This is a genomic window from Promicromonospora sp. Marseille-Q5078, from assembly GCF_050315395.1.
Classification (GTDB): Bacteria; Actinomycetota; Actinomycetes; order Actinomycetales; family Cellulomonadaceae; genus Isoptericola.
Window position 1 is genome coordinate 2245992 of the sequence record NZ_JBNPQG010000001.1, and the last position, 22543, is coordinate 2268534.

22 protein-coding genes are annotated in these 22543 nt (G+C 73.4%); 16 read left to right on the forward strand and 6 right to left on the reverse strand.

Features of this window, described 5'->3' with window-relative positions; translation table 11 throughout:
- Positions 1 to 180 precede the first annotated feature (180 nt).
- The 7 genes from gap (at position 181) to ACQFYA_RS10375 (ending at position 5904) form a co-directional block, all read left to right on the forward strand.
- Complete coding sequence (gap, locus tag ACQFYA_RS10345) at positions 181 to 1185, forward strand: type I glyceraldehyde-3-phosphate dehydrogenase (RefSeq protein WP_499123732.1); 1005 nt, start codon at positions 181 to 183, stop codon at positions 1183 to 1185.
- Positions 1186 to 1347: 162 nt separating this feature from the next.
- Positions 1348 to 2547 carry a phosphoglycerate kinase gene (locus ACQFYA_RS10350; RefSeq protein WP_499123735.1) on the forward strand — a complete coding sequence of 400 codons (1200 nt, stop codon included), beginning with the start codon at positions 1348 to 1350 and terminating at the stop codon, positions 2545 to 2547.
- Positions 2548 to 2585: 38 nt separating this feature from the next.
- Positions 2586 to 3377 (forward strand): triose-phosphate isomerase, encoded by a 792-nt coding sequence (tpiA, locus tag ACQFYA_RS10355; protein WP_499123738.1) that lies wholly within the window; start codon positions 2586 to 2588, stop codon positions 3375 to 3377.
- A gap of 185 nt (positions 3378 to 3562) precedes the next feature.
- On the forward strand, positions 3563 to 3805 hold the full coding sequence (secG, locus tag ACQFYA_RS10360; RefSeq protein WP_499123740.1) for a preprotein translocase subunit SecG: 243 nt from the start codon (positions 3563 to 3565) through the stop codon (positions 3803 to 3805).
- Between the two features lie 133 nt (positions 3806 to 3938).
- On the forward strand, positions 3939 to 4304 hold the full coding sequence (locus ACQFYA_RS10365) for an RNA polymerase-binding protein RbpA (protein WP_499123745.1): 366 nt from the start codon (positions 3939 to 3941) through the stop codon (positions 4302 to 4304).
- An 86-nt stretch (positions 4305 to 4390) separates the two neighbouring features.
- Complete coding sequence (locus ACQFYA_RS10370) at positions 4391 to 5287, forward strand: phenylalanine 4-monooxygenase (RefSeq protein ID WP_499123747.1); 897 nt, start codon at positions 4391 to 4393, stop codon at positions 5285 to 5287.
- Positions 5288 to 5364: 77 nt separating this feature from the next.
- Positions 5365 to 5904: a GNAT family N-acetyltransferase gene (locus ACQFYA_RS10375; RefSeq protein WP_499123749.1), complete on the forward strand. Its 540-nt coding sequence runs from the start codon at positions 5365 to 5367 to the stop codon at positions 5902 to 5904.
- Positions 5905 to 5928: 24 nt separating this feature from the next.
- On the opposite strand, the gene pgl is transcribed toward ACQFYA_RS10375, so the two are convergent.
- The 5 genes from pgl to tkt all read right to left on the reverse strand — a co-directional run bounded on the left by pgl (position 5929) and on the right by tkt (position 12732).
- A complete protein-coding gene (pgl, locus tag ACQFYA_RS10380; RefSeq protein ID WP_499123752.1) occupies positions 5929 to 6732 on the reverse strand; it encodes a 6-phosphogluconolactonase in 804 nt (267 codons plus the stop codon).
- Complete coding sequence (gene opcA / locus ACQFYA_RS10385) at positions 6729 to 7667, reverse strand: glucose-6-phosphate dehydrogenase assembly protein OpcA (protein ID WP_499123755.1); 939 nt, start codon at positions 7665 to 7667, stop codon at positions 6729 to 6731. Before opcA ends, pgl begins: the two co-directional genes overlap by 4 nt.
- A gap of 103 nt (positions 7668 to 7770) precedes the next feature.
- On the reverse strand, positions 7771 to 9312 hold the full coding sequence (zwf, locus tag ACQFYA_RS10390; protein ID WP_499123757.1) for a glucose-6-phosphate dehydrogenase: 1542 nt from the start codon (positions 9310 to 9312) through the stop codon (positions 7771 to 7773).
- 76 nt (positions 9313 to 9388) lie between these two features.
- Entirely contained in the window at positions 9389 to 10510 is a 1122-nt protein-coding gene (gene tal, locus ACQFYA_RS10395) for a transaldolase (protein ID WP_499123759.1), read from the reverse strand.
- Positions 10511 to 10596: 86 nt separating this feature from the next.
- On the reverse strand, positions 10597 to 12732 hold the full coding sequence (tkt, locus tag ACQFYA_RS10400) for a transketolase (RefSeq protein ID WP_499123761.1): 2136 nt from the start codon (positions 12730 to 12732) through the stop codon (positions 10597 to 10599).
- Between the two features lie 434 nt (positions 12733 to 13166).
- On the opposite strand from tkt, the gene ACQFYA_RS10405 reads away from it, so the two are divergent.
- From ACQFYA_RS10405 to scpB, 5 genes are read left to right on the forward strand one after another with little or no spacing between them, the layout of a single operon-like run.
- Positions 13167 to 14177 (forward strand): heme o synthase, encoded by a 1011-nt coding sequence (locus tag ACQFYA_RS10405; RefSeq protein ID WP_499123763.1) that lies wholly within the window; start codon positions 13167 to 13169, stop codon positions 14175 to 14177.
- A 56-nt stretch (positions 14178 to 14233) separates the two neighbouring features.
- Positions 14234 to 15286 carry a site-specific tyrosine recombinase XerD gene (gene xerD, locus ACQFYA_RS10410; protein WP_499123766.1) on the forward strand — a complete coding sequence of 351 codons (1053 nt, stop codon included), beginning with the start codon at positions 14234 to 14236 and terminating at the stop codon, positions 15284 to 15286.
- 1 nt (position 15287) lies between these two features.
- Entirely contained in the window at positions 15288 to 16256 is a 969-nt protein-coding gene (locus ACQFYA_RS10415) for a ParA family protein (protein ID WP_499123768.1), read from the forward strand.
- Complete coding sequence (locus ACQFYA_RS10420) at positions 16240 to 17208, forward strand: segregation and condensation protein A (RefSeq protein WP_499123770.1); 969 nt, start codon at positions 16240 to 16242, stop codon at positions 17206 to 17208. The genes ACQFYA_RS10415 and ACQFYA_RS10420 overlap by 17 nt, the downstream gene beginning before the upstream one ends.
- Positions 17205 to 17942 carry an SMC-Scp complex subunit ScpB gene (gene scpB, locus ACQFYA_RS10425; protein WP_499123772.1) on the forward strand — a complete coding sequence of 246 codons (738 nt, stop codon included), beginning with the start codon at positions 17205 to 17207 and terminating at the stop codon, positions 17940 to 17942. Before ACQFYA_RS10420 ends, scpB begins: the two co-directional genes overlap by 4 nt.
- 39 nt (positions 17943 to 17981) lie before the next feature.
- On the opposite strand, the gene ACQFYA_RS10430 is transcribed toward scpB, so the two are convergent.
- On the reverse strand, positions 17982 to 18404 hold the full coding sequence (locus tag ACQFYA_RS10430; RefSeq protein WP_499123775.1) for an organic hydroperoxide resistance protein: 423 nt from the start codon (positions 18402 to 18404) through the stop codon (positions 17982 to 17984).
- Positions 18405 to 18509: 105 nt separating this feature from the next.
- On the opposite strand from ACQFYA_RS10430, the gene ACQFYA_RS10435 reads away from it, so the two are divergent.
- The 4 genes from ACQFYA_RS10435 (at position 18510) to der (ending at position 22526) form a co-directional block, all read left to right on the forward strand.
- Positions 18510 to 19169, forward strand: coding sequence for a TetR/AcrR family transcriptional regulator (locus tag ACQFYA_RS10435; protein WP_499123777.1), 660 nt, complete (start codon positions 18510 to 18512; stop codon positions 19167 to 19169).
- A 14-nt stretch (positions 19170 to 19183) separates the two neighbouring features.
- A complete protein-coding gene (locus ACQFYA_RS10440) occupies positions 19184 to 20053 on the forward strand; it encodes a pseudouridine synthase (protein WP_499123780.1) in 870 nt (289 codons plus the stop codon).
- 93 nt (positions 20054 to 20146) lie between these two features.
- The gene (cmk, locus tag ACQFYA_RS10445; protein WP_499123783.1) at positions 20147 to 20839 is read left to right on the forward strand and encodes a (d)CMP kinase; all 693 of its coding nucleotides are present in this window, start codon (positions 20147 to 20149) and stop codon (positions 20837 to 20839) included.
- Between the two features lie 112 nt (positions 20840 to 20951).
- Entirely contained in the window at positions 20952 to 22526 is a 1575-nt protein-coding gene (gene der / locus ACQFYA_RS10450; RefSeq protein WP_499123785.1) for a ribosome biogenesis GTPase Der, read from the forward strand.
- Positions 22527 to 22543: the final 17 nt, after the last annotated feature.

A 22543-nucleotide genomic window follows, 5' to 3' on the forward strand; every position in this document is an offset into this window, starting at 1 on the left:
TTCGGGTATAGGCTCTTGGCGTCAGGTGACGACGACGTGACCCAAGGCTGACCGCCCGGAGGAAGACGTCGGGGGTCCCAGGGTCGCGACGCGTTCATCAGCGTGCCCGTGGTGGCGCGCGGAAGTCGGCATCAATTGTGTGCGCCGGGTCTCATCCGGCGCGCCCTGAGGAGGGCAATCGTGACCATCCGCGTCGGGATCAACGGCTTCGGTCGGATCGGACGGAACTTCTACCGCGCTCTCGTGGAGTCGGGTGCGGACATCGAGGTCGTCGGCGTCAACGACCTGACCGACAACAAGACTCTGGCCCACCTGCTCAAGTACGACACGGTGCTCGGCCGCTTCCCCAAGTCCGTCGACCACGACGACGAGAACATCATCGTCGACGGCGTGAAGATCCGTGCGCTCGCCGAGCGCGACCCGGCCAACCTGCCCTGGGGCGAGCTGGGCGCGGACGTCGTCATCGAGTCCACCGGCTTCTTCACCGACGCCACCAAGGCGAAGGCGCACATCGACGCCGGCGCCAAGAAGGTCATCATCTCCGCCCCGGCGAAGAACGAGGACGCGACCTTCGTGATGGGTGTGAACAACGACCAGTACGACCCGGCCGCGCACCACATCATCTCGAACGCGTCCTGCACGACGAACTGCCTCGCGCCGCTCGCCAAGGCCCTCAACGACTCGATCGGTATCGAGCGTGGCCTGATGACGACGATCCACGCGTACACGGGCGACCAGAACCTGCAGGACGGCCCGCACAAGGACCTCCGCCGCGCCCGCGCCGCCGCGCAGAACATCGTGCCGACCACGACCGGTGCCGCCAAGGCGGTCGCCCTGGTGCTCCCGGAGCTCAAGGGCAAGCTGGACGGCTACGCCCTGCGCGTGCCGGTCATCACCGGCTCGGCCACGGACCTCACGTTCGAGGCCCCGCGCGAGGTGACGGTCGACGAGGTCAACGCCGCGGTCAAGGCCGCCGCGGAGGGCCCGCTCAAGGGCACCCTCGAGTACGTCGAGGACGAGATCGTGTCGTCGGACATCGTCACCAACCCGCACACGAGCATCTTCGACTCGAAGCTCACCAAGGTGATCGGCAACCAGGTCAAGGTCGTCTCCTGGTACGACAACGAGTGGGGCTACTCCAACTCGCTCGTCGCGCTGACGGTGCACGTCGGCGAGAAGCTCTGACGACTCCGGCGCCCGACACCGCTCGAGCGTGAGTCACGACGTCCGCGTGCGCGCCGCACCCCGGCAGCGCACGCGGACGTCGTCATGTACGGAACAGAACACCCTCGCCCGGCGCGTGCGGCCATGCGACGCGCACCGGGCCCTCACGGACAGGTGGGCCTCATGAAGACCATCGATTCCCTGGGCGAGCTGCGCGGCAAGCGCGTCCTCGTCCGCTCGGACTTCAACGTGCCGCTCGACGGCACCACGATCACGGACGACGGCCGCATCAAGGCAGCGCTGCCCACGCTGCGCCGTCTGCTGGACGCCGGCGCCCGCGTCGTCGTGACGGCCCACCTCGGCCGTCCCAAGGGCGAGCCGAACCCGGCCTACTCCCTCGCGCCGGTCGCGGCACGCCTCGGCGAGCTGCTGGGCCAGGACGTCGCCCTCGCGGCCGACCTGACGGGCCCGTCCGCGCAGGAGACGGTCGCCGACCTCGCCGACGGCCAGGTGGCGCTGCTGGAGAACGTGCGCTTCGACGCCCGCGAGACCTCGAAGGTCGACGCCGAGCGCGAGGAGCTGGCCGGCGAGCTGGCCGCGCTGGCGGACGCCTTCGTGTCCGACGGCTTCGGCGTGGTGCACCGCAAGCAGGCGTCGGTGTACGACGTCGCGAAGGTGCTCCCGGCCGCCGCCGGCGACCTGGTGCTCAAAGAGGTCGAGTCCCTCTCGCGCGCCACGACCGACCCGGCGCGTCCCTACGCGGTCGTCCTTGGCGGCTCGAAGGTCTCCGACAAGCTCGGGGTCATCGAGAACCTGCTCACGAAGGCCGACCGCCTGCTCATCGGCGGCGGCATGGTCTTCACGTTCCTCGCCGCGCAGGGCCACTCGGTGGGCTCGTCGCTGCTCGAGGCCGACCAGGTCGACACCGTGAAGGGCTACCTCGCGCAGGCGGCGGAGTCGGGCGTCGAGATCGTGCTGCCCACCGACATCGTCGCCGCCGACTCGTTCGCCGCGGACGCCCCGCACCGCACGGTGCCCGCGGACGCGATCCCGGACGGCACCATGGGCCTCGACATCGGCCCGGACTCGGGCGCGCTGTTCGCCGCCCGGCTGGCGGACGCGAAGACCGTCGTGTGGAACGGGCCCATGGGCGTGTTCGAGTTCGACGCCTTCGCCGCGGGCACGCGTGCCGTGGCGCAGGGCATCGTCGACGCGACCGCCGCGGGCGCGTTCTCGATCGTCGGCGGCGGCGACTCGGCCGCGGCCGTGCGCGTCCTCGGCTTCGACGAGGCCGGGTTCAGCCACATCTCCACCGGCGGCGGCGCCAGCCTGGAGCTGCTCGAGGGCAAGGAGCTCCCCGGGCTCGCCGTCCTCGCCGCCTGACCTGTCCGTCCCCCGCACGAGAGAACGAGGAGCCCATCGTGGCCACCACCCGCACGCCCCTGATGGCGGGCAACTGGAAGATGAACCTGGACCACACCGAGGCGATCGCCGCGGTGCAGAAGCTCGCGTGGACGCTCAAGGACGCGAAGCACGACTACGAGGCCGTGGAGGTCGCCGTCCTGGCGCCGTTCACGGATCTGCGGTCGGTGCAGACGCTCGTGGACGCCGACAAGCTCGAGGTGCGCTACGGCGCCCAGGACCTGTCGACGCACGCGTCGGGCGCCTACACCGGCGAGGTCTCGGGCCCCATGCTGGCCCGCCTGGGCGCCACGTACGTGGCCGTGGGCCACTCGGAGCGCCGCGAGTACCACGCGGAGGACGACGCGCTCGTCAACGCGAAGGTGCGCGCCGCCTTCGAGCACGGCCTTGTCCCGATCCTGTGCGTCGGGGAGGGGCTGGACGTCCGCAAGGCGGGCGACCAGGTCACCTACACGCTCGCGCAGGTCGACGCCGCGCTCGCCGACGTGACCGCGGAGCAGGCCGCGCAGGTCGTCATCGCCTACGAGCCGGTGTGGGCCATCGGCACGGGCGAGGTCGCGACCCCCGAGGACGCGCAGGAGGTCTGCGGCGCGATCCGTGGCCGGCTCGCGGAGCTCTACGACGCCGAGCTCGCCGCAGGCGTGCGGGTGCTCTACGGCGGCTCGGTGAAGTCGGGCAACGTCGCGCAGATCATGGCGCAGCCGGACGTCGACGGCGCCCTCGTGGGCGGGGCGAGCCTCGACCCGGTCGAGTTCGCCAAGATCGCGCGCTACCAGTCGCACGTCGCCTGACGCGACGCCGACGACAGCGGGCGCGAGCCCGCACCAAGGACGCCTCCCGGGATCGTCACACGGTGGAAACACCGGTGTTCGCCTCGGGAGGCGTCCGTCACTTAGTCTTGACCCGGCCGGGACGACGTCCCGGTGCCGAGCCCGTCCCGCGGGGCGGACGACGAACGAGGACAGCCGAGGACATCGTGGACGCGTTGCAGATCATCCTTCAGGTTCTTCTGGTCATCACCAGCGGGTTCCTGACCCTGCTCATCCTGATGCACAAGGGCAAGGGCGGCGGGTTGTCCGACATGTTCGGCGGAGGCATCTCGAGCGCCGCCGGGAGCTCCGGCGTCGCCGAGCGCAACCTCAACCGGATCACGGTGAGCTTCGCGCTCGTCTGGTTCGTCGTGATCGTGCTGCTGGGCCTCATCACGAAGGTGAGCTGAGCCGGCACGACGCGACCGTCGCCGGCCCCCGGGCCGGCGCGGGGGCACGCGGGGCGGCCCTGTCCGTCCCGATGGTTCACGAAGATCGTCCGTGGGTAGACGCCCACTGAGTCGAAGGTGAGGACGACAGGACGTGGCTACAGCTGGTCATGCGATCCGGGGCTCGCGCGTGGGCGCGGGTCCCTTGGGAGAAACCGAGCGCGGCGAGGCGGCACCCCGGGTGCGGGTGTCGTACTGGTGCGCCAACGGGCACGAGACGACGCCGAGCTTCTCGGCGAACGAGGACGTGCAGCCGCCGGAGTTCTGGGACTGTCCGCGCTGCGGGTTCCCCGCCGGCCTGGACGCCGCGAACCCGCCGTCACCGTCGCGCAACGAGCCGTACAAGACGCACCTCGCGTACGTGAAGGAGCGGCGGTCCGAGGAGGACGGCGCGGCCCTGCTGGAGGAGGCGCTCGCGACGCTGCGGGCACGTCGCACGGGCCTGCGCCGGGCGAGCTGACACACCCGGGCGATCCCGTGGGGCAGTCCTTGAGGAGCCGCGACGTCCACCTGTCGAGACGGGGGCGCCGGGCGTAGTCTGTCGCCATGTTCGAGGAAGGACAGCTCTACGCCCCCGTCACCGAGGACGAGAACGGCGTCACGGTGCACCTCGCTGACGACCACCCCGGCGCGAACGACCCCGAGTACCGGCGGCGGCGGGAGGTCATCGCCGGTCCGGCGCTGCGCTGGAAGCCGGGAGACCCGGTGCCCCGGGTGGAGTACACGGACGGGGAGAACGCGATCTGGCGCACGGTGTGCGCGGAGCTGGCGCCCAAGCACGAGCGGCTGGCCGTCCGCGGGTTCTTGGAGGGCAAGGAGGCCCTCGGCCTGCCCACCGACCGTGTGCCCCAGCTGGACGAGGTCAGCGCTGGGCTGGAGCGGCTGAGCGACTTCCGGCTGCACCCCGCCGCCGGGCTGGTGCCGCTGGACCAGTTCTACGGCTCGCTCGCCGACGGCGTGTTCCACTCCACGCAGTACCTGCGGCACGGCTCGCAGCCGCTGTACACGCCGGAGCCCGACATCATCCACGAGGTGGTGGGCCACGGGAACCTGCTGGCGAACCCGGCGATCGCCGACGTGAAGCGGCGGGCCGGCGAGGCCGCGCGGCGGTGCGAGACCGCGGAGGGCCTGCAGTTCGTCGCCGACGTCTTCTGGTTCACCATCGAGTTCGGCGTCATGTACGAGGACGGCGAGCTGCGCTGCTACGGCGCCGGGCTCCTCTCCTCGTACGGAGAGATCGAGGAGTTCCGCGGCGCCACGATCCTGCCGCTGGACTTCTACTCCATGGGCACCGTGGAGTACGACATCTCGCACTACCAGCCGACGCTGTTCGCGTGCGACGGCATGAACGAGCTCACCGAGCGCGTGGGGGAGTTCTTCGCCGAGTTCGACGACGACACCCCCGGCCGGCTCCTCGCCGCTCGGCACCGCTCAGCGAGTTGACGCCGCGCCGGGCCACAGGAGCGGAGCTCGCGGGGACTGCGCCCGTCGTCGACGGCCTGCAGAACGCGCGCCTCGTCGTGACCCCTCTCACCGCGGCGCTCGTCGAGCTGGACCACGAGGCCTATACGGCGAGCCCCGACGTGATCCGTTTGCACAGCGCGGGTCGGTGGCGGGCGGAGGGGTTCACCCTCGGAGAGGACCTGGAGCTCGTCGCCGCGCACGCGAAGGACCACGAGAGCGGGCGGGCGTTCACCTTCGCTCTGCTGGACCCGCGACGGAGCAGGGCGGTGGGCTGTCTGTACGTCAGGCCGCTCGACGGCCCGCTCCCTGGGGCCGCTGGCGATCGGGGCGGGTCGGCGCCGTCGGCGATGGTGACGTTCTGGGTTCGCCAGGACGAGCAGACGACCGGCCTGGTGGACGAGGTGGTGCGGGCCGTGCAGGACTGGCTGCGTACCGCATGGCCGCTCGCGGCCCACGTCTTCCGCGTCCTGCCCGCGGAGGTGGCGTCGTGTGCGGCGCTCGACCGGTTGGGGCTGGAGCGGGTGCAGATCGGTCCCCGGTACGAGGACCGGCCGTACCGCTGGTACCTGTCGACGGACGGCCCCATCCTCGCATGAGGAGGGGGCCGTCCGGCATCGCGGTCAGGCGAGGGGCGCCGCGGCCGCGGCGTCCAGCAGCCACAGCGTGCGCGCGGTGCCGCGCGCCCCGGCGGCAGGGACCTCCGCCACGGGGCCGCCGGCCAGCGCGGCGGCGGCCTGCGCGGCCTTCTCCGCGCCGGCGGCCACGACCCACACCTCACGGGCGCGCCCGATGGCGTCGAACGTGAGGGAGACGCGCTCCGGCGGCGGCTTCGGGGAGCCGTGCACGCCGACGGTGGCACCGCGCGCGCCGAGCCCGTCGTGGCCGGGGAACAGCGAGGCGACGTGGCCGTCCGGTCCCATGCCGAGCAGCAGGACGTCGAACTCCGGCACCGCGACCGCTGCGCCGGCGAAGCGGGCAAGCTCGGCCGCGTATGCGTCGGCGGCCTGCTCGGGCGTCTCGACGGTGCGGCCGCCCGCGACGGCGCCACGCGCGGGCATCGCGTGGACGTGGTCGGCCGGGAGGCCCGACGCGTCGACCAGCGCGTCCACGAGGGCGGCGCGTGCCTGCGTCTCGTTACGGTCGGGGTCGCCGTCGGGCAGGAAGCGCTCGTCGCCCCACCACAGGTGGACCCCCGACCAGTCGACCGCCGCGCGCAGGGGGCTCGCGGCCACCGCGGCGAGGGTCTTGATGCCGACGGTTCCGCCCGTGAGCACGGCGTGCACCGGCGTGCGGACGGACTGCGCGTCGAGCAGCAGGGTCAGGAGGCGCGCCGCGGCGGCCTCGGCGAGCACCGCCGGGTCCGGGTGGACGACGACGAGCGGCGCGGCACCCGGCGTGGCACCCGTCGCGGCGGCGTCGCTCACGCGTCCGCCTTCACGGTCTCGACGCGGGACACGCCCTTGGTGAGGACCTCGCCGTACAGCTCGTCGGGGTCGAGCCGCCGCAGCTCCTCGATGAGCGCCTCGCTCAGCGCCCGGATCGGGAGCGCCATGCGCCGCTCCGGCTTCTCCGGCTGGGTGATCGACACGACCCGGCCGTCGGGCCGGTCGAGCACGATCGGACCGCTCTTGCGCTCGAGGGTGACGCGGGTGATCGCGTCGTCGCTGTTCGTGCGCACCACGGTGGCGGGGCAGCGCAGGCGCTGGCCGAGCCACGCCGCCAGCAGGTCGAGCGACGTGTGCTCGTCCTGACCCTCGACCCTGACCGCGGTCACGCGCTCGTACGGGGGCTGCTCCACGGCGGCGGCGATCAGGCCGCGCCACAGCGTGACGCGCGCCCAGGCCAGGTCGGTGTCGCCGGGCCGGAAGGAGCCCGCCAGCCGGTGGAGCATCGCCACCGGGTCGGGCGCCGTCGTGGTGTCCGTGATGCGGCGCTGCGCCATCGCGCCGATCGGGGTGCTGGCGGGGTCGTCGGGGCCGCCCGTCGGCCACCAGACGACGATCGGGGCGTCCGGGAGCAGGAGCGGCATGACGAGCGTGTCGGTGTGCTCGCGCATCGGCGTGGCGGCGCGCAGGACGACGACCTCCGAGGCGCCTGCGTCGCCGCCCACCCGGATCTCGGCGTCGAGCCGGGGCGTGGTCGGGTCGCGCTGCGCCAGGGGCGCGACGACGATGACGCGGCAGGGGTGCTCGTGACTGGCCTGGTTGGCCGCCCGCACCGACTCCTCGATGTCGGCCTCGTCGGCGACGACGACGAGCGTCAGGACCCGGCCGAGCGCGACCGCGCCCCCCTCGTCGCGCAGGTTGTCGAGCCGCTTGCCGACCGCGTTGGTGGTCGTGTCCGGCATGTCGATGATCATCGGGGAACTCCTCGGTGAGCGCGGCTCGCCGCGGCGCGGGCGGCGTCGTACGGGGTCGCGACCGGCGGGTGGACCGGTGGCACGGCGGGGTGCACGAGCAGGCTCACGGCCGCCGCCACGACCGGCCGTCGCGGGCCATCATCGCGTCCGCGGACGGCGGGCCCCAGGTGCCGGACGGGTACGGCTCCGGCTTCCCCTTGCCGGCCCAGTACTCGGTGATCGGGTCGAGGATCTTCCAGGACAGCTCGACCTCCTCGCGGGTGGGGAAGAGGGGCGGGTCGCCGAGCAGCACGTCGAGGATCAGGCGCTCGTAGGCCTCGGGGGAGGACTCCGTGAAGGAGTGCCCGTACCCGAAGTCCATCGTCACGTCGCGCACCTCCATGGCGGTGCCCGGCACCTTGGCGCCGAACCGGAGCGTGACGCCCTCGTCGGGCTGCACCCGGATGACCAGGGCGTTGCTGCCCAGGTCGGAGGTGAGCGAGGACTCGAACGGCAGGTGCGGCGCCGTCTTGAAGACGACCGCGACCTCGGTGACCCGGCGTCCCAGGCGCTTGCCCGTGCGCAGGTAGAACGGCACGCCCGCCCAGCGGCGGTTGTCGATGTCGAGCCGCACGGCGGCGAAGGTCTCCGTGGTGGAGTCCGGGTTGAAGCCCTCCTCCTCGAGGAACCCGGCGACCTTCTCGCCGCCCTGCCACGCGCCGGCGTACTGGCCGCGGGCCGTGTGCCGGCCGAGGTCCCGTGGGAGGCGTACAGAGGACAGCGCCTTGATCTTCTCGGCGCGGAGGGCCTCGGCGTCGAAGTTCACCGGCTCCTCCATGGCGACGAGCGCCAGGAGCTGCAGCAGGTGGTTCTGGATGACGTCGCGGGCGGCGCCGATCCCGTCGTAGTAGCTCGCGCGCCCGCCGATGCCGATGTCCTCGGCCATCGTGATCTGCACGTGGTCCACGTAGTTGTTGTTCCACAGCGGCTCGAACATCTGGTTCGCGAACCGCAGGGCGAGGAGGTTCTGGACCGTCTCCTTGCCCAGGTAGTGGTCGATCCGGAACACGGACTCGGGGTCGAAGACCTCCGAGACCACCGAGTCGAGGGCGCGCGCGCTCTCGAGGTCGTGGCCGAACGGCTTCTCGATGACGACCCGGCGCCAGGCGTCCTCGGACGACTTCGACAGGCCGGACTCCGACAGCTGCCGGCACACGACCGGGAACGCGCTCGGGGGCACGGACAGGTAGAAGGCGTGGTTGCCCCCCGTGCCGCGCTCGGCGTCGAGCGTCTCGACGGTCTGGCGCAGCCGCTCGAACGCGTCCTCGTCGTCGAACGAGCCCTGCACGAAGCGGATGCCCTCGGCGAGCTGCCGCCAGGTGGCCTCGCGGAACGGGGTGCGGGCGTGCTGCTTGACGGCGTCGTGCACGACCTGCGCGAAGTCCTGGTCCTCCCAGTCGCGCCGGGCGAAGCCCGTGAGCGCGAAGCCGGGCGGCAGCAGACCGCGGTTCGCCAGGTCGTACACGGCAGGCATGAGCTTCTTGCGCGACAGGTCGCCCGTGACCCCGAAGATCACCAGGCCGCAGGGGCCGGCGATGCGGGGGAGCCGCAGGTCGAGGGGGTCGCGCAGCGGGTTGTGCTCGGCGGTGATCTTGGCCGGTCTCACGTGGTGGGCACCGTTCTTCGTCGTGCGGGCGGGAGGTGGTGCGGTCCGGTGCGCGACGGCGCCCCGGTGAGGGCGGTCAGCCGGCGGCCTGGGCCTTCAGGCCCGCGGACGCGGTGTCCAGGAGCTCGGTCCAGGAGTCCTCGAACTTGCGGACGCCGTCGGTCTCGAGGTGGTCCGTGACCTCGGCGAGCGAGACGCCGAGCGACTCGATCGTCTCGATGGTGCGGCGGGCCGACCCCGCGGTGCCGCGCACCGTGTCGCCGGTGACGACGCCGTGGTCGGCGAACGCCTGCAGCGTCGGCTCCGGCATCGTGTTCACGACGCCGTCGGTGACCAGCTCGGCGACGTAGAGGGTGTCGGAGTACTCGGGGTTCTTCACACCGGTCGAGGCCCAGAGCGGCCGCTGCGGGTGGGCGCCCGAGGCGGCGAGGGAGCGCCACTCGTCCGTGGCGAGGAACTGCTCGTACGCCTCGAACGCGAGGCGGGCGTTGGCCACGGCGGCCTGCCCGCGCAGATCGAGCGCCTCCGGGGTGCCGATCTTCTCGAGCGCGGCGTCCACGGACGAGTCGACGCGGGAGACGAAGAACGACGCGACCGACCCGATCGGGCCGAGGTCGATGCCGTCGGCGCGGGCCTGCTCGAGGCCGATCGCGAACGCCTGCATGACGGACCGGTAGCGCTCGATCGAGAAGATCAGGGTGACGTTGACGCTGATGCCCTGGGCGAGGGTCCGGGAGATGGCGTCGAGGCCCGGCACGGTCGCGGGGATCTTGATGAACACGTTCGGCCGGTCGACGGTGCGCCACAGCCGCTCCGCGACGACCACCGTCTTGTCGGCGTCGTACGCGAGGCGCGGGTCCACCTCGATGGACACCCGCCCGTCCACGCCGTCCGTGGCGTCGTAGACGGGCCGCAGCAGGTCGGCCGCGGCGCGCACGTCGTCGGTGGTGATGGCCTCCACGGCCGCGTCGACGTCGGAGCCGGCGAGCTCGGCCAGCTGCGCGTCGTAGGCGTCGCCGCTGGAGAGGGCCTTGGCGAAGATCGTCGGGTTGGTGGTCACGCCGACGACCCCCCGCTCGGCGACGAGGGCCGCCAGGTTGCCGCTGCGCAGGCGCTCGCGCGACAGGTCGTCGAGCCAGATGGACACCCCGGCGCCGGTCAGGTCGGTGATCGGTGCGGGGACGGTGCTCTGCGTCATCGGACGTCCTTCCAAGTCGGAGGCCTCGAGGAGGGGCCGGGTGGGGCGCCGGTGGCCGACGCCCCACCCTGGGAATCTACGAGTGCTCAGGCGGCGTCGCCAGCGCCGCGCACGGCGGCGAGCGACTCCCGGGCGGCGGCCGCGACGGCCTCCGCCGTGATCCCGAACTCCCGGTACAGCGTCTGGTAGTCCGCCGACGCGCCGTAGTGCTCGAGCGAGACGCTGCGGCCGGCGTCGCCGACGATGTCGCGCCAGCCCTGCGCGACGCCCGCCTCGACGGACACCCGGGCCTTCACCGCGGCCGGCAGCACCGACTCGCGATAGTCCGCGTCCTGCTTGTCGAACCACTCGCGGCTCGGCATGGAGACGACGCGGGCGGCGACGCCCTCCGCGGCGAGCTGCTCGCGCGCCTGCACGGCGAGCTGCACCTCGGAGCCGGTGCCCACGAGGATGACGTCCGGCGCGCCGGTCTCGTCGTTCGTGGCGTCCAGGAGCGTGTACGCGCCCTGGAGCGTGCCCTCGGCGCCGGCGAAGCCGTCGGTGCCGCGCGGGTAGGTGGGGACGTTCTGCCGGGTCAGCACGAGGCCGGCCGGGTTCGACGTGTTCTCGATGATGCCGCGCCAGGCCCACGCGGTCTCGTTCGCGTCCGCGGGGCGCACGATGTCGAGGTTCGGGATGGCGCGCAGCGCGGCCAGGTGCTCGACCGGCTGGTGGGTCGGGCCGTCCTCGCCGAGGCCGATGGAGTCGTGCGTCCACACGAAGGTGGTCGGGATCTCCATAAGCGCGGCCAGGCGGACGGAGGCCCGCATGTAGTCCGCGAACTGCAGGAAGGTACCGCCGTAGGGGCGGGTGAGGCCGTGCAGCACGATGCCGTTGAGGATCGAGCCCATGCCGTGCTCGCGGATGCCGAAGTGCAGCGTGCGGCCGTACTCGTGGCCGGGGAACTTCTTCGTCGCGTGCTCGACGGGGATGAACGAGGGCTGCCCGTCCATCGTGGTGTTGTTCGAGCCGGCGAGGTCGGCGGAGCCGCCCCAGAGCTCGGGGAGCACGTCGGCGAGGGCGGTCAGCACCTTGCCGGACGCGGCGCGGGTCGCGACGCCCTTCTCGGAGGCCTCGAACGTGGGCAGCGAGTCGGTCCAGTCCGCGGGCAGCTCGCGCGCGGTGAGGCGCTCCAGGAGCGCGGCGGCCTCGGGGGCAGCGGTCTTCCACGCCTCGAACGACCGGTCCCAGGCCGCCCGCTCGGTGGCCTGGTGCTCGGCCACGGCGCGCGTGTACGACAGCACGTCGTCGTCGATGTGGAAGGACGCCTCGGGGTCGAGGCCGAGGGCGGTCTTGAGCCCGGCGACCTCGTCGGCACCCATGGCCGAGCCGTGGATCCCGCCGGTGTTCTGCTTGGTCGGCGAGGGCCAGCCGATGATGGTGCGCAGCGCGATGAACGACGGCCGGTCGGTCTCGGCCTTCGCGGCGTCGAGCGCCGCGGCGAGCGCGTCCACGTCCTCCGCGTAGCCCGTGCCGCCCTGCGTCCAGTCGACCGCCTGCGTGTGCCAGCCGTAGGCGGCGTAGCGGGCGAGCGTGTCCTCGGTGAACGAGATGTCGGTGTCGTCCTCGATCGAGATCTTGTTCTGGTCCCAGATCACGACGAGGTTGCCGAGCTTCTGCGTGCCCGCGAGCGACGAGGCCTCGGAGGTGACGCCCTCCTGGAGGTCGCCGTCCGACGCGATGACGTAGATGTGGTGGTCGAACGGGGACTCGCCGGGGGCGGCGTCCGGGTCGAGCAGGCCGCGCTCGCGGCGGGCCGCCATCGCCATGCCGACGGACGACGCGAGCCCCTGGCCGAGGGGCCCGGTGGTGATCTCGACGCCCGGCGTGTGGTGGACCTCGGGGTGGCCGGGGGTCTGGGAGCCCCACGTGCGCAGCGCCTCGAGGTCGCCCATCTCCATGCCGTAGCCGGCGAGGAACAGCTGCAGGTACAGCGTGAGGGACGAGTGCCCCGCGGAGAGGACGAACCGGTCACGACCCACCCAGTGCGGGTCGCTCGGGTCGTGCCGCATCGTCTTCTGGAACAGGAGGTACGCGGCGGGCGCGAGGGAGATCGCGGTGCCGGGGTGGCCGTTGCCGACCTTCTCGACGGCGTCGGCGGCCAGCGCCTTGATGGTCTTCACCGCGCGGTCGTCGAGCGAGCTCCACTCGAGCGGGGCGACGACGGGGTCGAACGCGTTCACAGATGTGCCTCTTTCCTGCCCGGAGCGAGCCCCGGGTGATTGCTGCTGCTCTGCCGGTACGGGGCGCCGGCGCGCCGGACGCCGCAACGGGGTCCTCGACGCGACGGCGGGGCACGGTGGCGAGGGGCCGACCGGGGGACGGGCGGCCCGCTGTTCACCGTTGTGCAGCACCACGATAGCGCCGAGCATTCCCGGCGCGCCCGTCCCGACCGCGTTCGTCCCATCAGGTGGGCGCGCCGTCGCGGCGGCCGGACACTCGGCCGGACACTCGGCCGCACATTGTCCGGGGAGGGGGCGCGGTGACGGGTATTTCTCACAGCCGCGTGCCGATCGCCCGGGCCGCCGCGCCGGTGACCTCGGCGTACGATGAGGCGGCGACCTACCCCGTCGCCCGAGCGCCCCGGACCCCCAGCCGAGAACGGACCAGCACGCGCGTGAGCACCACGAGCACCACGACGTCCCACCCGTCGACGCCGACCCGCGCAGCCGTGCGGGCCGAGCGGGAGCGTGCCGATGCCGACCGGCCGGAGCGCCGCGGTCCGACCGCGGCGCCGGGCAAGGGATGGCGGGACCGGGTCGGCGCGTACGTCGCGCTGACGAAACCGCGCATCATCGAGCTGCTCCTGGTCACCACGCTGCCGACGATGATCCTCGCCCAGGGCGGGCTCCCCGACCTGTGGCTGGTGGTCCTCACGCTCGTCGGAGGCACGCTGGCCGCGGCGTCGGCCAACGTCTTCAACTGCTACCTGGACCGCGACATCGACCAGGTGATGAACCGCACCAAGCGGCGCCCGCTGGCCACCGGTGAGATCACCCCGCGGGCCGCGCTCGTGTTCGCCACGGCGCTCGGCGTCGTCTCGCTGCTCTGGTTCGCGCTGCTGGTCAACGTCGCCTCCGCCTGGCTGACCTTCGCCGCGATCGCGATCTACGTGGTCGGCTACACGATGATCCTCAAGCGGCGCACGCCGCAGAACATCGTGTGGGGCGGCATCGCCGGCTGCATGCCCGTCTTCATCGGCTGGGCCGCTGTCACCGGCTCGCTCAGCTGGGCCGCCGTCGCGCTGTTCGGCGTGATCTTCTTCTGGACGCCGCCGCACTACTGGCCGCTGTCGGTGAAGTTCAAGAAGGACTACGCCAACGCCGGCGTCCCGATGCTCCCGGTGGTCGCGACGGACCGTCGCGTCGCGATCGAGATGGTCGCGCACACGGTCGCGATGATCGTCTGCTCGCTGGCGCTCGTGCCGCTCGCCGGGATGTCGTGGTTCTACACCGTCGTCGCGGTCGCCTCGGGCGGCTGGTTCCTGTGGCTCGTCATCTCCATGCTGCGCCGCGCCGACCACCCCGAGCGGGGCAAGCTCGGCGCGATGAAGGTCTTCCACGGCTCGATCACGTACCTCACGGTGCTGTTCATCGCGGTCGCGGTCGACGTCTTCCTGCCCTTCTGAGCCCGCCCCCCGCGGCGCCGCGCCGGTCCGTCGCGACCGCGAGGCATGATGGGCCGGTGCCCGACACGTCGCCCGCCCCGACCCTCTCGCCCGCGCTGACGGCCGCGCTGCAGGACTATCTGGCGCACCTCGGCGTCGAGCGCGGGCTGTCGGCCAACACCGTGTCGGCCTACCGGCGCGACCTCGGTCGGTACGCCCGTCACCTGGAGGCGTCCGGGCGCTCGGGCCTGGACGCCGTGGGGGAGCGCGACGTCGAGGACTACGTGCTGGTGCTGCGCCAGGGCACGGACGGCGGGGCGCCCTTGTCGCCGTCGTCCACCGCCCGCGCCCTCGCCGCCGTGCGCGGCTGGCACCGCTTCGCGCACGCCGAGGGCGTGACCCGCGCGGACCCCGCGTCGCAGGTGCACGCCCCGAGCACGCTGCGCCGCCTGCCCCACGCGCTCTCGATCGACGAGGTGGCCCGCCTGCTCGACGCGGCGGGCTCGGGCGACGGCGCGGTCCCGCTGCGCGACCGCGCGCTGCTGGAGCTGCTCTACTCCACGGGCGGGCGCATCAGCGAGGTGGTCGGCCTCGACGTCGACGACGTCGACGGGCTGGTCGCCACCGACCCGGGCGACGACGGGGCGCAGGCCGCCGGGTCGGTGCGCCTGCGCGGCAAGGGGGACAAGGAGCGGGTGGTGCCGGTGGGGTCCTACGCGCGCACGGCGATCGACGCCTACCTGGTCCGGGCCCGGTCGCCGCTCGCGTCGGCCGGACGCGGCACCCCGGCCCTGTTCCTCAACACCCGCGGCGCGCGCCTGTCGCGGCAGTCCGCCTGGTCGGTGCTGCAGGCGGCGGCGGAGCGCGCCGGGCTCACGCAGCACGTGTCGCCGCACACGCTGCGGCACTCGTTCGCGACCCACCTGCTGGCGGGCGGCGCCGACGTGCGGGTGGTGCAGGAGCTGCTGGGGCACGCGTCCGTGACGACCACGCAGATCTACACGATGGTGACCCGCGAGGCCCTGCGCGAGGTGTACGCCGCGGCGCACCCGCGGGCGCTCGATCACACGGCGAGGGGGATGGGCGGCGCGCCCGGCGTGCCGCCCGGACCCCGACAGGTGCTGGGGTAGCGTGACGCAGGTGAGCGAGGGACTCGGGAGCGACACCATGACGCAGACGACCACGAGCGACGCCTCACCGGCCGCGGCCCCCGCGACCAGCCCCGCCCCGGGCAGTCCGGCGGGCGGGACCGAGGCACCGCGAACCGACGTCGTCGGGCGACCGCTGCCCGACTTCCGCGACCCGGCGCCGCTGGCCTCCCACGGGCCGGCGCGCATCGTCGCGATGTGCAACCAGAAGGGCGGCGTCGGCAAGACCACGACGACCATCAACCTGGGCGCCGCGCTGGCCGAGTACGGCCGGCGCGTGCTGCTGGTCGACTTCGACCCGCAGGGCGCCGCGTCGGTCGGGGTGGGCGTCAGCCCGCACGAGCTCGACCTGAGCGTCTACAACCTGCTCATGGAGCGCGACGTCACCTACACCGACGTGCTCCAGCCCACGAACATCGACGGTCTCGACGTGCTGCCGGCGAACATCGACCTGTCCGCGGCTGAGGTGCAGCTCGTCGGCGAGGTGGCGCGCGAGTCCGTGCTCGCCCGGGCGCTGCGCCCGGCGCTGGACGAGTACGACGTGATCCTCGTCGACTGCCAGCCGTCGCTCGGCCTGCTGACCGTCAACGCGCTCACGGCCGCGCACGGCGTGCTCATCCCGCTCGAGTGCGAGTTCTTCGCGCTGCGCGGTGTCGCGCTGCTCGTGGAGACGATCGAGAAGGTGCGCGACCGGCTCAACCCGGCGCTCGAGATCGACGGCATCCTGCCCACCATGTACGACTCGCGCACGCTGCACTCGCGCGAGGTGGTGGCCCGCGTGCACGAGGCCTTCGGCGACACGCTGCTGCACACCGTCATCGGTCGCACCGTGAAGTTCCCGGACGCGTCCGTCGCCGCCGAGCCGATCACCAACTACGCGCCGACGCACGCCGGGGCCGCCGCGTACCGGCAGCTCGCGCGGGAGCTCGTCGCCCGTGGTGACGCTGCCTGACGTCGCCGCGGAGCCTGCCGCCGGCGGCGTCGCGCCCGACGCGCCGACGGGCGCCGCGGGCGGGCGCCCCGGGTTCGAGGTGCACCTCGACAACTTCACGGGACCGTTCGACCTGCTGCTGTCGCTGATCGCGAAGCACGAGCTCGACGTCACCGAGGTGGCGCTCGCGGCCGTGACCGACGAGTTCGTCGCGCACATCCGTGCCGCCGAGGAGGAGGCCCGCGCCGCCACGGCGCGCGGCGAGGAGCACCCGTCGTGGGACCTCGGCACCGCGAGCGAGTTCCTGGTCGTCGCGGCCACCCTGCTGGACCTCAAGGCCGCGCGGCTGCTGCCCGGCGTCGTCGAGGAGGACGCCGAGGACCTGGAGCTGCTCGAGGCCCGCGACCTGCTCTTCGCCCGGCTGCTGCAGTACCGCGCGTACAAGCAGATCTCCCGGATCCTGGCGGAGCGCCTGGAGACGGAGGGGCGCCGCGTGCCGCGGTCCGTGCCGCTCGAGCCGCACCTCACGGCGCTGCTGCCCGAGCTCGTCTGGACGCTGGACGGTGCGCGCCTGGCGGAGCTGGCGGCCAAGGCCCTCGAGCCGAAGCTCCCGCCCGTCGTCGGCCTCGAGCACCTGCACGCCCCGACCGTGAGCGTGCGCGAGCAGGCGGGGGTGGTGGCGCGGCGGCTGCGGCGCGAGCACGTCGCGACGTTCCGCGCGTTGGTCGCGGGGGAGGAGCGGCTGGTCGCGGTAGCTCGCTTCCTCGCCCTGCTGGAGCTGTTCCGGTCCGGCCGCGTCGCGTTCGAGCAGGCGGCCGCGCTGGGGGAGCTCACCGTGCGCTGGACGGCCGGGGACGGCGGGGACGACGCCGGCGTGCTCGACGACGGGTCGCTCGCGGCCGGGTTCGAGGAGTTCGACGGGTCCGCCACCGACGGCGAGGGCGGGACGGACGTGAGGGAGATCGTGGCATGACGCAGGAGACGGACGTGACCGAGCCGGGGACGGCCGAGCCGGGGACGGCCGAGCCCGAGACGGCCGAGCCCGAGACGACCGAGCAGGCCCCGGAGGTGCCGGAGCTCGAGGTGGACGTCGACGACCTGCCCGGAGGGCTGGCCGCGGCGCTGGAGGCCGTGCTCATGGTCACGGAGGCCCCGGTGCCGGTCGAGCGCCTGGCGTCCGGCGTGGCGCGGCCCGTGCCGGAGGTGTCCGCCGTTCTCGAGGAGCTGGCGGCGGAGTATCGGGGCGAGACGGGCGCCCGGCCGCGCGGCTTCGAGCTGCGCGAGGGCGCCGACGGCTGGCGCGTGTACTCGGCCCGGGCGCAGGCGGACGTCGTGGGGGCCTTCGTGCTCGAGGGCCAGTCGTCCCGGCTCAGCCAGGCCGCGCTCGAGACGCTCGCGGTGATCGCCTACCGGCAGCCGGTGACCCGGGGCCAGGTGTCGGCGGTGCGCGGGGTCAGCGTGGACGGGGTGGTGCGCACCCTGCTCGCGCGCGGGCTGATCGCCGAGACCGGCCAGGACCCGATGACCGGGGCGGTGCTGTTCGGCACCACCGGCGAGTTCCTCGACCGGATGGGCTGGACGTCGCTCGACGCGCTGCCGCCGCTCGCTCCGCACCTCCCGGACGTCGAGGAGGCGATCGGCCTGGACCCGTCCTCGGCCCTGCTGCGCGGCCGGGCGGAGGACGGGTCCCTCGGTCCGACGGAGTGACCGTGGCGCGCCCGTGCGGAGCGACGGGACGGACCGACCTCAGGCGACGGTGGCGTCGACCGTGACCTCGACGTTCCCGCGGGTGGCGTTCGAGTAGGGGCACACCTGGTGCGCGGCCCGGACGAGCGTGTCGGCGGTGGCCTGGTCGACGCCGCTCATCTCGGCGTGCAGCGCGACGGCGAGGCCGAAGCCGCCCTCGTCGGTCGGCAGGAGCGAGACCTCGGCGACGACCGCGGAGTCCCCGACGGCGGCCTTCTCGCGCCGCGCGACGAGCTTGAGCGCGGAGTGGAAGCACGCGGCGTACCCGGCGGCGAAGAGCTGCTCCGGGTTGGTGGCGCCGCCCGCGCCGCCCATCTCCTTCGGGATCGCGAGGTCGACGTCGAGGACGCCGTCGTCGGTCCGGGAGCGCCCGTCCCGTCCCTCGCCGGTGGCCGTGGCGACAGCGGTGTAGATCGCGCTCATGGTGCATCCTCCTATGTAGGGGTACTAGTTCGTCTACTAGACCACGCGGCGATCGTCGCCGCAAGCAGCGGCCTGTCGGCCGCGCGGACGTGAGAGGTTGGGACGATGGGAACCAGGACGGCGGCCGCCGCGACGCCCGATCCCGCGACGGCCGGGCGCGGCCAGGTGCGCGAGCGGATCCTCGACGCGGGGAGCCGGCTGTTCTACGCGGACGGGATCCGCGCCGTGAGCGCGGACAAGGTGATCGCTGCGGCGGGTGTGTCGAAGGTCACCTTCTACCGGCACTTCCGGACCAAGGACGACCTCGTCGTCGCCTATCTCGAGGCGATCGCCGACGCCGAGCGCGTGCAGCTCGCGCGGCTCCGGGTTGAGCATGCCGGGGACCCCGGCGGCACGCTCGCGGCGCTGGCCGAGGTGCTCGGCACCGTGGCGCGCAGCCCGCAGTTCCGCGGCTGCGCGTTCGTCAACGCCGGGGCGGAGTACGCGGACCCGGCGCACCCCGTGCGGCGCGCCGTGGCGGCCCATCGCGCCTGGTACGCGGGCTTCTTCGGCGACGTCGCCCAGGATGCGGGGGCCGACGACCCGCGGGCGGCCGCGGCGGAGCTGATGATGCTGCGCGACGGGGCGATGGTGTGCGGCGACGTCGAGGACGCGACCGCCGTCGCACCTCGCCTCGCCTCCGCGTTCGCGGCCGTCCTGGCCGCCCACCGGGACGCCGCCGGCGGGCCGGGCGCCCCGTCGTCGGGCGCGCCCCGCCCGACCTGAGAGAATCGGGCACCATGAGCACCGAACGCCGCGGCGGGAGCCGCCGCACCAGCCGTCCGCAGGGCCCCGCCGCACAGCGGTCGCAGCGCCCGCGCGGCGCCGCCACCCGTCGTCCCGCACCGCGGTCCGCCGAGCCGGACCACGACGTGCACGTCGCCGACGGCGTCCGGCTGCAGAAGGTGCTGGCCCAGGCGGGCCTCGGCTCGCGCCGCAAGTGCGAGGAGCTGATCGCCGAGGGGCACGTCGAGGTGGACGGCGTCCTCGTCACCGAGCTCGGCGTCCGCGTCGACCCTGCCACCGCCGTCGTGCACGTGGACGGGATGCGGGTCCAGCTCGACGCGACGAAGGTGACGATCGCCCTCAACAAGCCGCTCGGCGTCGTGTCGACGATGAGCGACCCGGACGGCCGCCCGACGCTCACCGACCTCGTCAAGGACCGCTCCGAGCGTCTGTTCCACGTGGGCCGCCTCGACGCCGACAGCGAGGGCCTGATGATCCTCACCAACGACGGGGAGCTCGCGAACCGGCTCGCGCACCCGCGCTACGAGATCCGCAAGACCTACCTCGTCACCGTGACGGGCGGCGAGTTCTACCCGCGCCACGCCAAGCAGCTGACCGACGGCGTCGAGCTCGAGGACGGGCTCGCCCGTGCCGACAAGGTGCGCGTGGTCGATGCGGTGCCGGGAACCACGATGCTCGAGGTCGTGCTGCACGAGGGCCGCAACCGCATCGTGCGCCGGATGCTCGAGGCCGTGGGCTTCCCCGTGACCCGGCTGGTGCGCACCCGGATCGGCCCGATCGCCCTGGGCGACCTGCGGGTGGGGCGCTCGCGGGTGCTCGGGCGCACCGAGCTCGGCACGCTCATGCGCGACGTCGACATGTGACGTCCCCGTCGGGCACTCGCCCCGAACCTGTCCCTCCGAGTCCAGCAGCAACCGCGCGGCCACGCCGCGCGTCAACAGAAGGTGAGCTCACACGTGGTCGTTATCGCCGTCGACGGTCCCTCCGGGTCCGGCAAGTCCAGCGTCTCGAAGGCGGTGGCGGCCCGGCTGGGGCTCGCCTACCTCGACACGGGCGCGATGTACCGGGCCGCGACGCTGTGGTGCGTCGACGGCGGCACGGACCTCGCCGACCAGGCGGCGGTGGCGGACGCCGTGCGCGCCATGCCGCTGGAGATGGGCGTCGACCCGGCCGCGCCCTCGGTGCTCCTGGACGGCCGCGACGTGGCCGAGGCCATCCGCACCACCGAGGTGTCCACCGCGGTGTCGCAGGTCGCGACCAACCTGGAGGTCCGCGCGGAGCTGCGCCGCCGGCAGCGCGCCGTCATCGAGGCGGAGGACGCGCCCGGCGGCTTCTCCGGCGGCAAGGGCGTCGTCGCCGAGGGCCGCGACATCACGACCGTCGTCGCCCCCGACGCGGACGCCCGCGTGCTGCTCACCGCGAGCGAGGAGGCGCGGCTGCGCCGGCGCTCGCTCGAGGTGCACGGCGCCGCCGACGCGTCGGCCGTCGAGGCGACGCGCGACCAGGTGCTGCGCCGCGACCGTGACGACTCGACGGTGAGCCAGTTCCAGGTGGCGGCCGACGGCGTCGTCACCGTCGACTCCTCCGACCTCGACTTCGAGCAGACGATCGACGCCGTCCTGTCGGTCGTCGCCCAGGTCACCGCCTGACCGGGCCCGGGCAGGGCTGACCCCGCCCGGTGCGGGCCGCCCGACCCCCGTCGCACCGCGGTGACGGGGGTCTCGTTCGTGACACGCCGTTCGTCCTGGGAGAATGGTCGCCATGACCTCTCCCGCCGACGGCTCCGTGCCCGCTGCCGAGCCCACCGACGACCACACCGCCGAGCCCGCGCCCGAGGCCGCCGCGGCTCCCGCGGAGGAGCCGACCCTCGACGCCGTCGCGGAGGTCCTCGAGTCCGACGGCGACGACGAGGCGCGCGAGCGCGCGCTGCGCGCCGGCCTGGAGGACTTCGAGCTCGACGAGGCCGACCGCGCGCTGCTGGACGACGAGTGGGACGACGAGGGCTTCGGGCACGGCGAGGCCCCGCTGCCCGTGCTCGCGGTCGTCGGCCGCCCGAACGTAGGCAAGTCGACCCTGGTCAACCGCATCCTCGGCCGCCGCGAGGCCGTCGTCGAGGACACCCCGGGCGTCACGCGTGACCGCGTGAGCTACCCCGGCGAGTGGTCCGGGCGCGAGTTCACCCTGGTGGACACCGGCGGGTGGGAGGTCGACGTCGCGGGCATCGAGTCGAAGGTCGCCGAGCAGGCGGAGGTCGCGGTCGAGCTGGCCGACGCCGTGGTCTTCGTGGTGGACGCGACCGTGGGCGCCACGTCCACGGACGAGCGCGTGGTCGAGCTGCTGCGGCGCTCGGGCAAGCCCGTGGTCCTCGCCGCCAACAAGGTGGACGGGCCCTCCGGCGAGGCCGACGCCGCGTACCTGTGGGCGCTCGGCCTGGGGGAGCCGCACCCGGTCTCCGCGCTGCACGGGCGCGGCACGGGCGACCTGCTCGACGCGGCGATGAAGGTGCTGCCCGAGGTGTCCGAGCACGGCGAGCTGCGGCCCGCCGGCCCGCGCCGCGTCGCGCTGGTCGGTCGCCCGAACGTCGGCAAGTCGTCGCTGCTGAACAAGATCGCCGGGGCCGAGCGCGTCGTCGTCGACGAGACCGCGGGCACCACCCGCGACCCGGTCGACGAGCTCGTGACGATCAAGGGCGTGCCCTACTGGTTCGTCGACACGGCGGGCATCCGCCGCCGCGTGCACCAGACGCGCGGCGCCGACTTCTACGCCTCCCTGCGCACGCAGGCCGCCATCGAGAAGGCCGAGGTGGCGGTGGTGCTCGTCGACGCCTCGGAGCCCATGACGGAGCAGGACACCCGCGTCATCTCGCAGACGGTCGACGCCGGGCGCGCCCTCGTCATCGCGTACAACAAGTGGGACCTCATGGACGAGGATCGCCGCCCGTACCTCGAGCGCGAGATCGAGAAGGACCTGGTCCAGGTGCAGTGGGCGCCGCGGGTCAACGTCTCGGCCCGCACGGGCTGGCACACCGACCGGCTGACGCACGCCCTCGAGACGTCGCTGGAGTCGTGGGACATGCGTATCCCCACGGGCCGCCTCAACGCCTTCCTCGGCGAGCTCGTGGCCGCGCACCCGCACCCGCTGCGCGGCGGCAAGCAGCCGCGCATCCTGTTCGGCACGCAGGCGTCCACGCGGCCGCCGCGGTTCGTCATCTTCGCCACGGGGTTCATCGAGGCCGGGTACCGCCGGTTCATCGAGCGCCGCCTGCGCGAGACCTTCGGCTTCGAGGGCTCGCCCATCGAGATCAGCGTGCGGGTGCGGGAGAAGCGCCGCCGATGAGCCGCCGATGAGGCGCC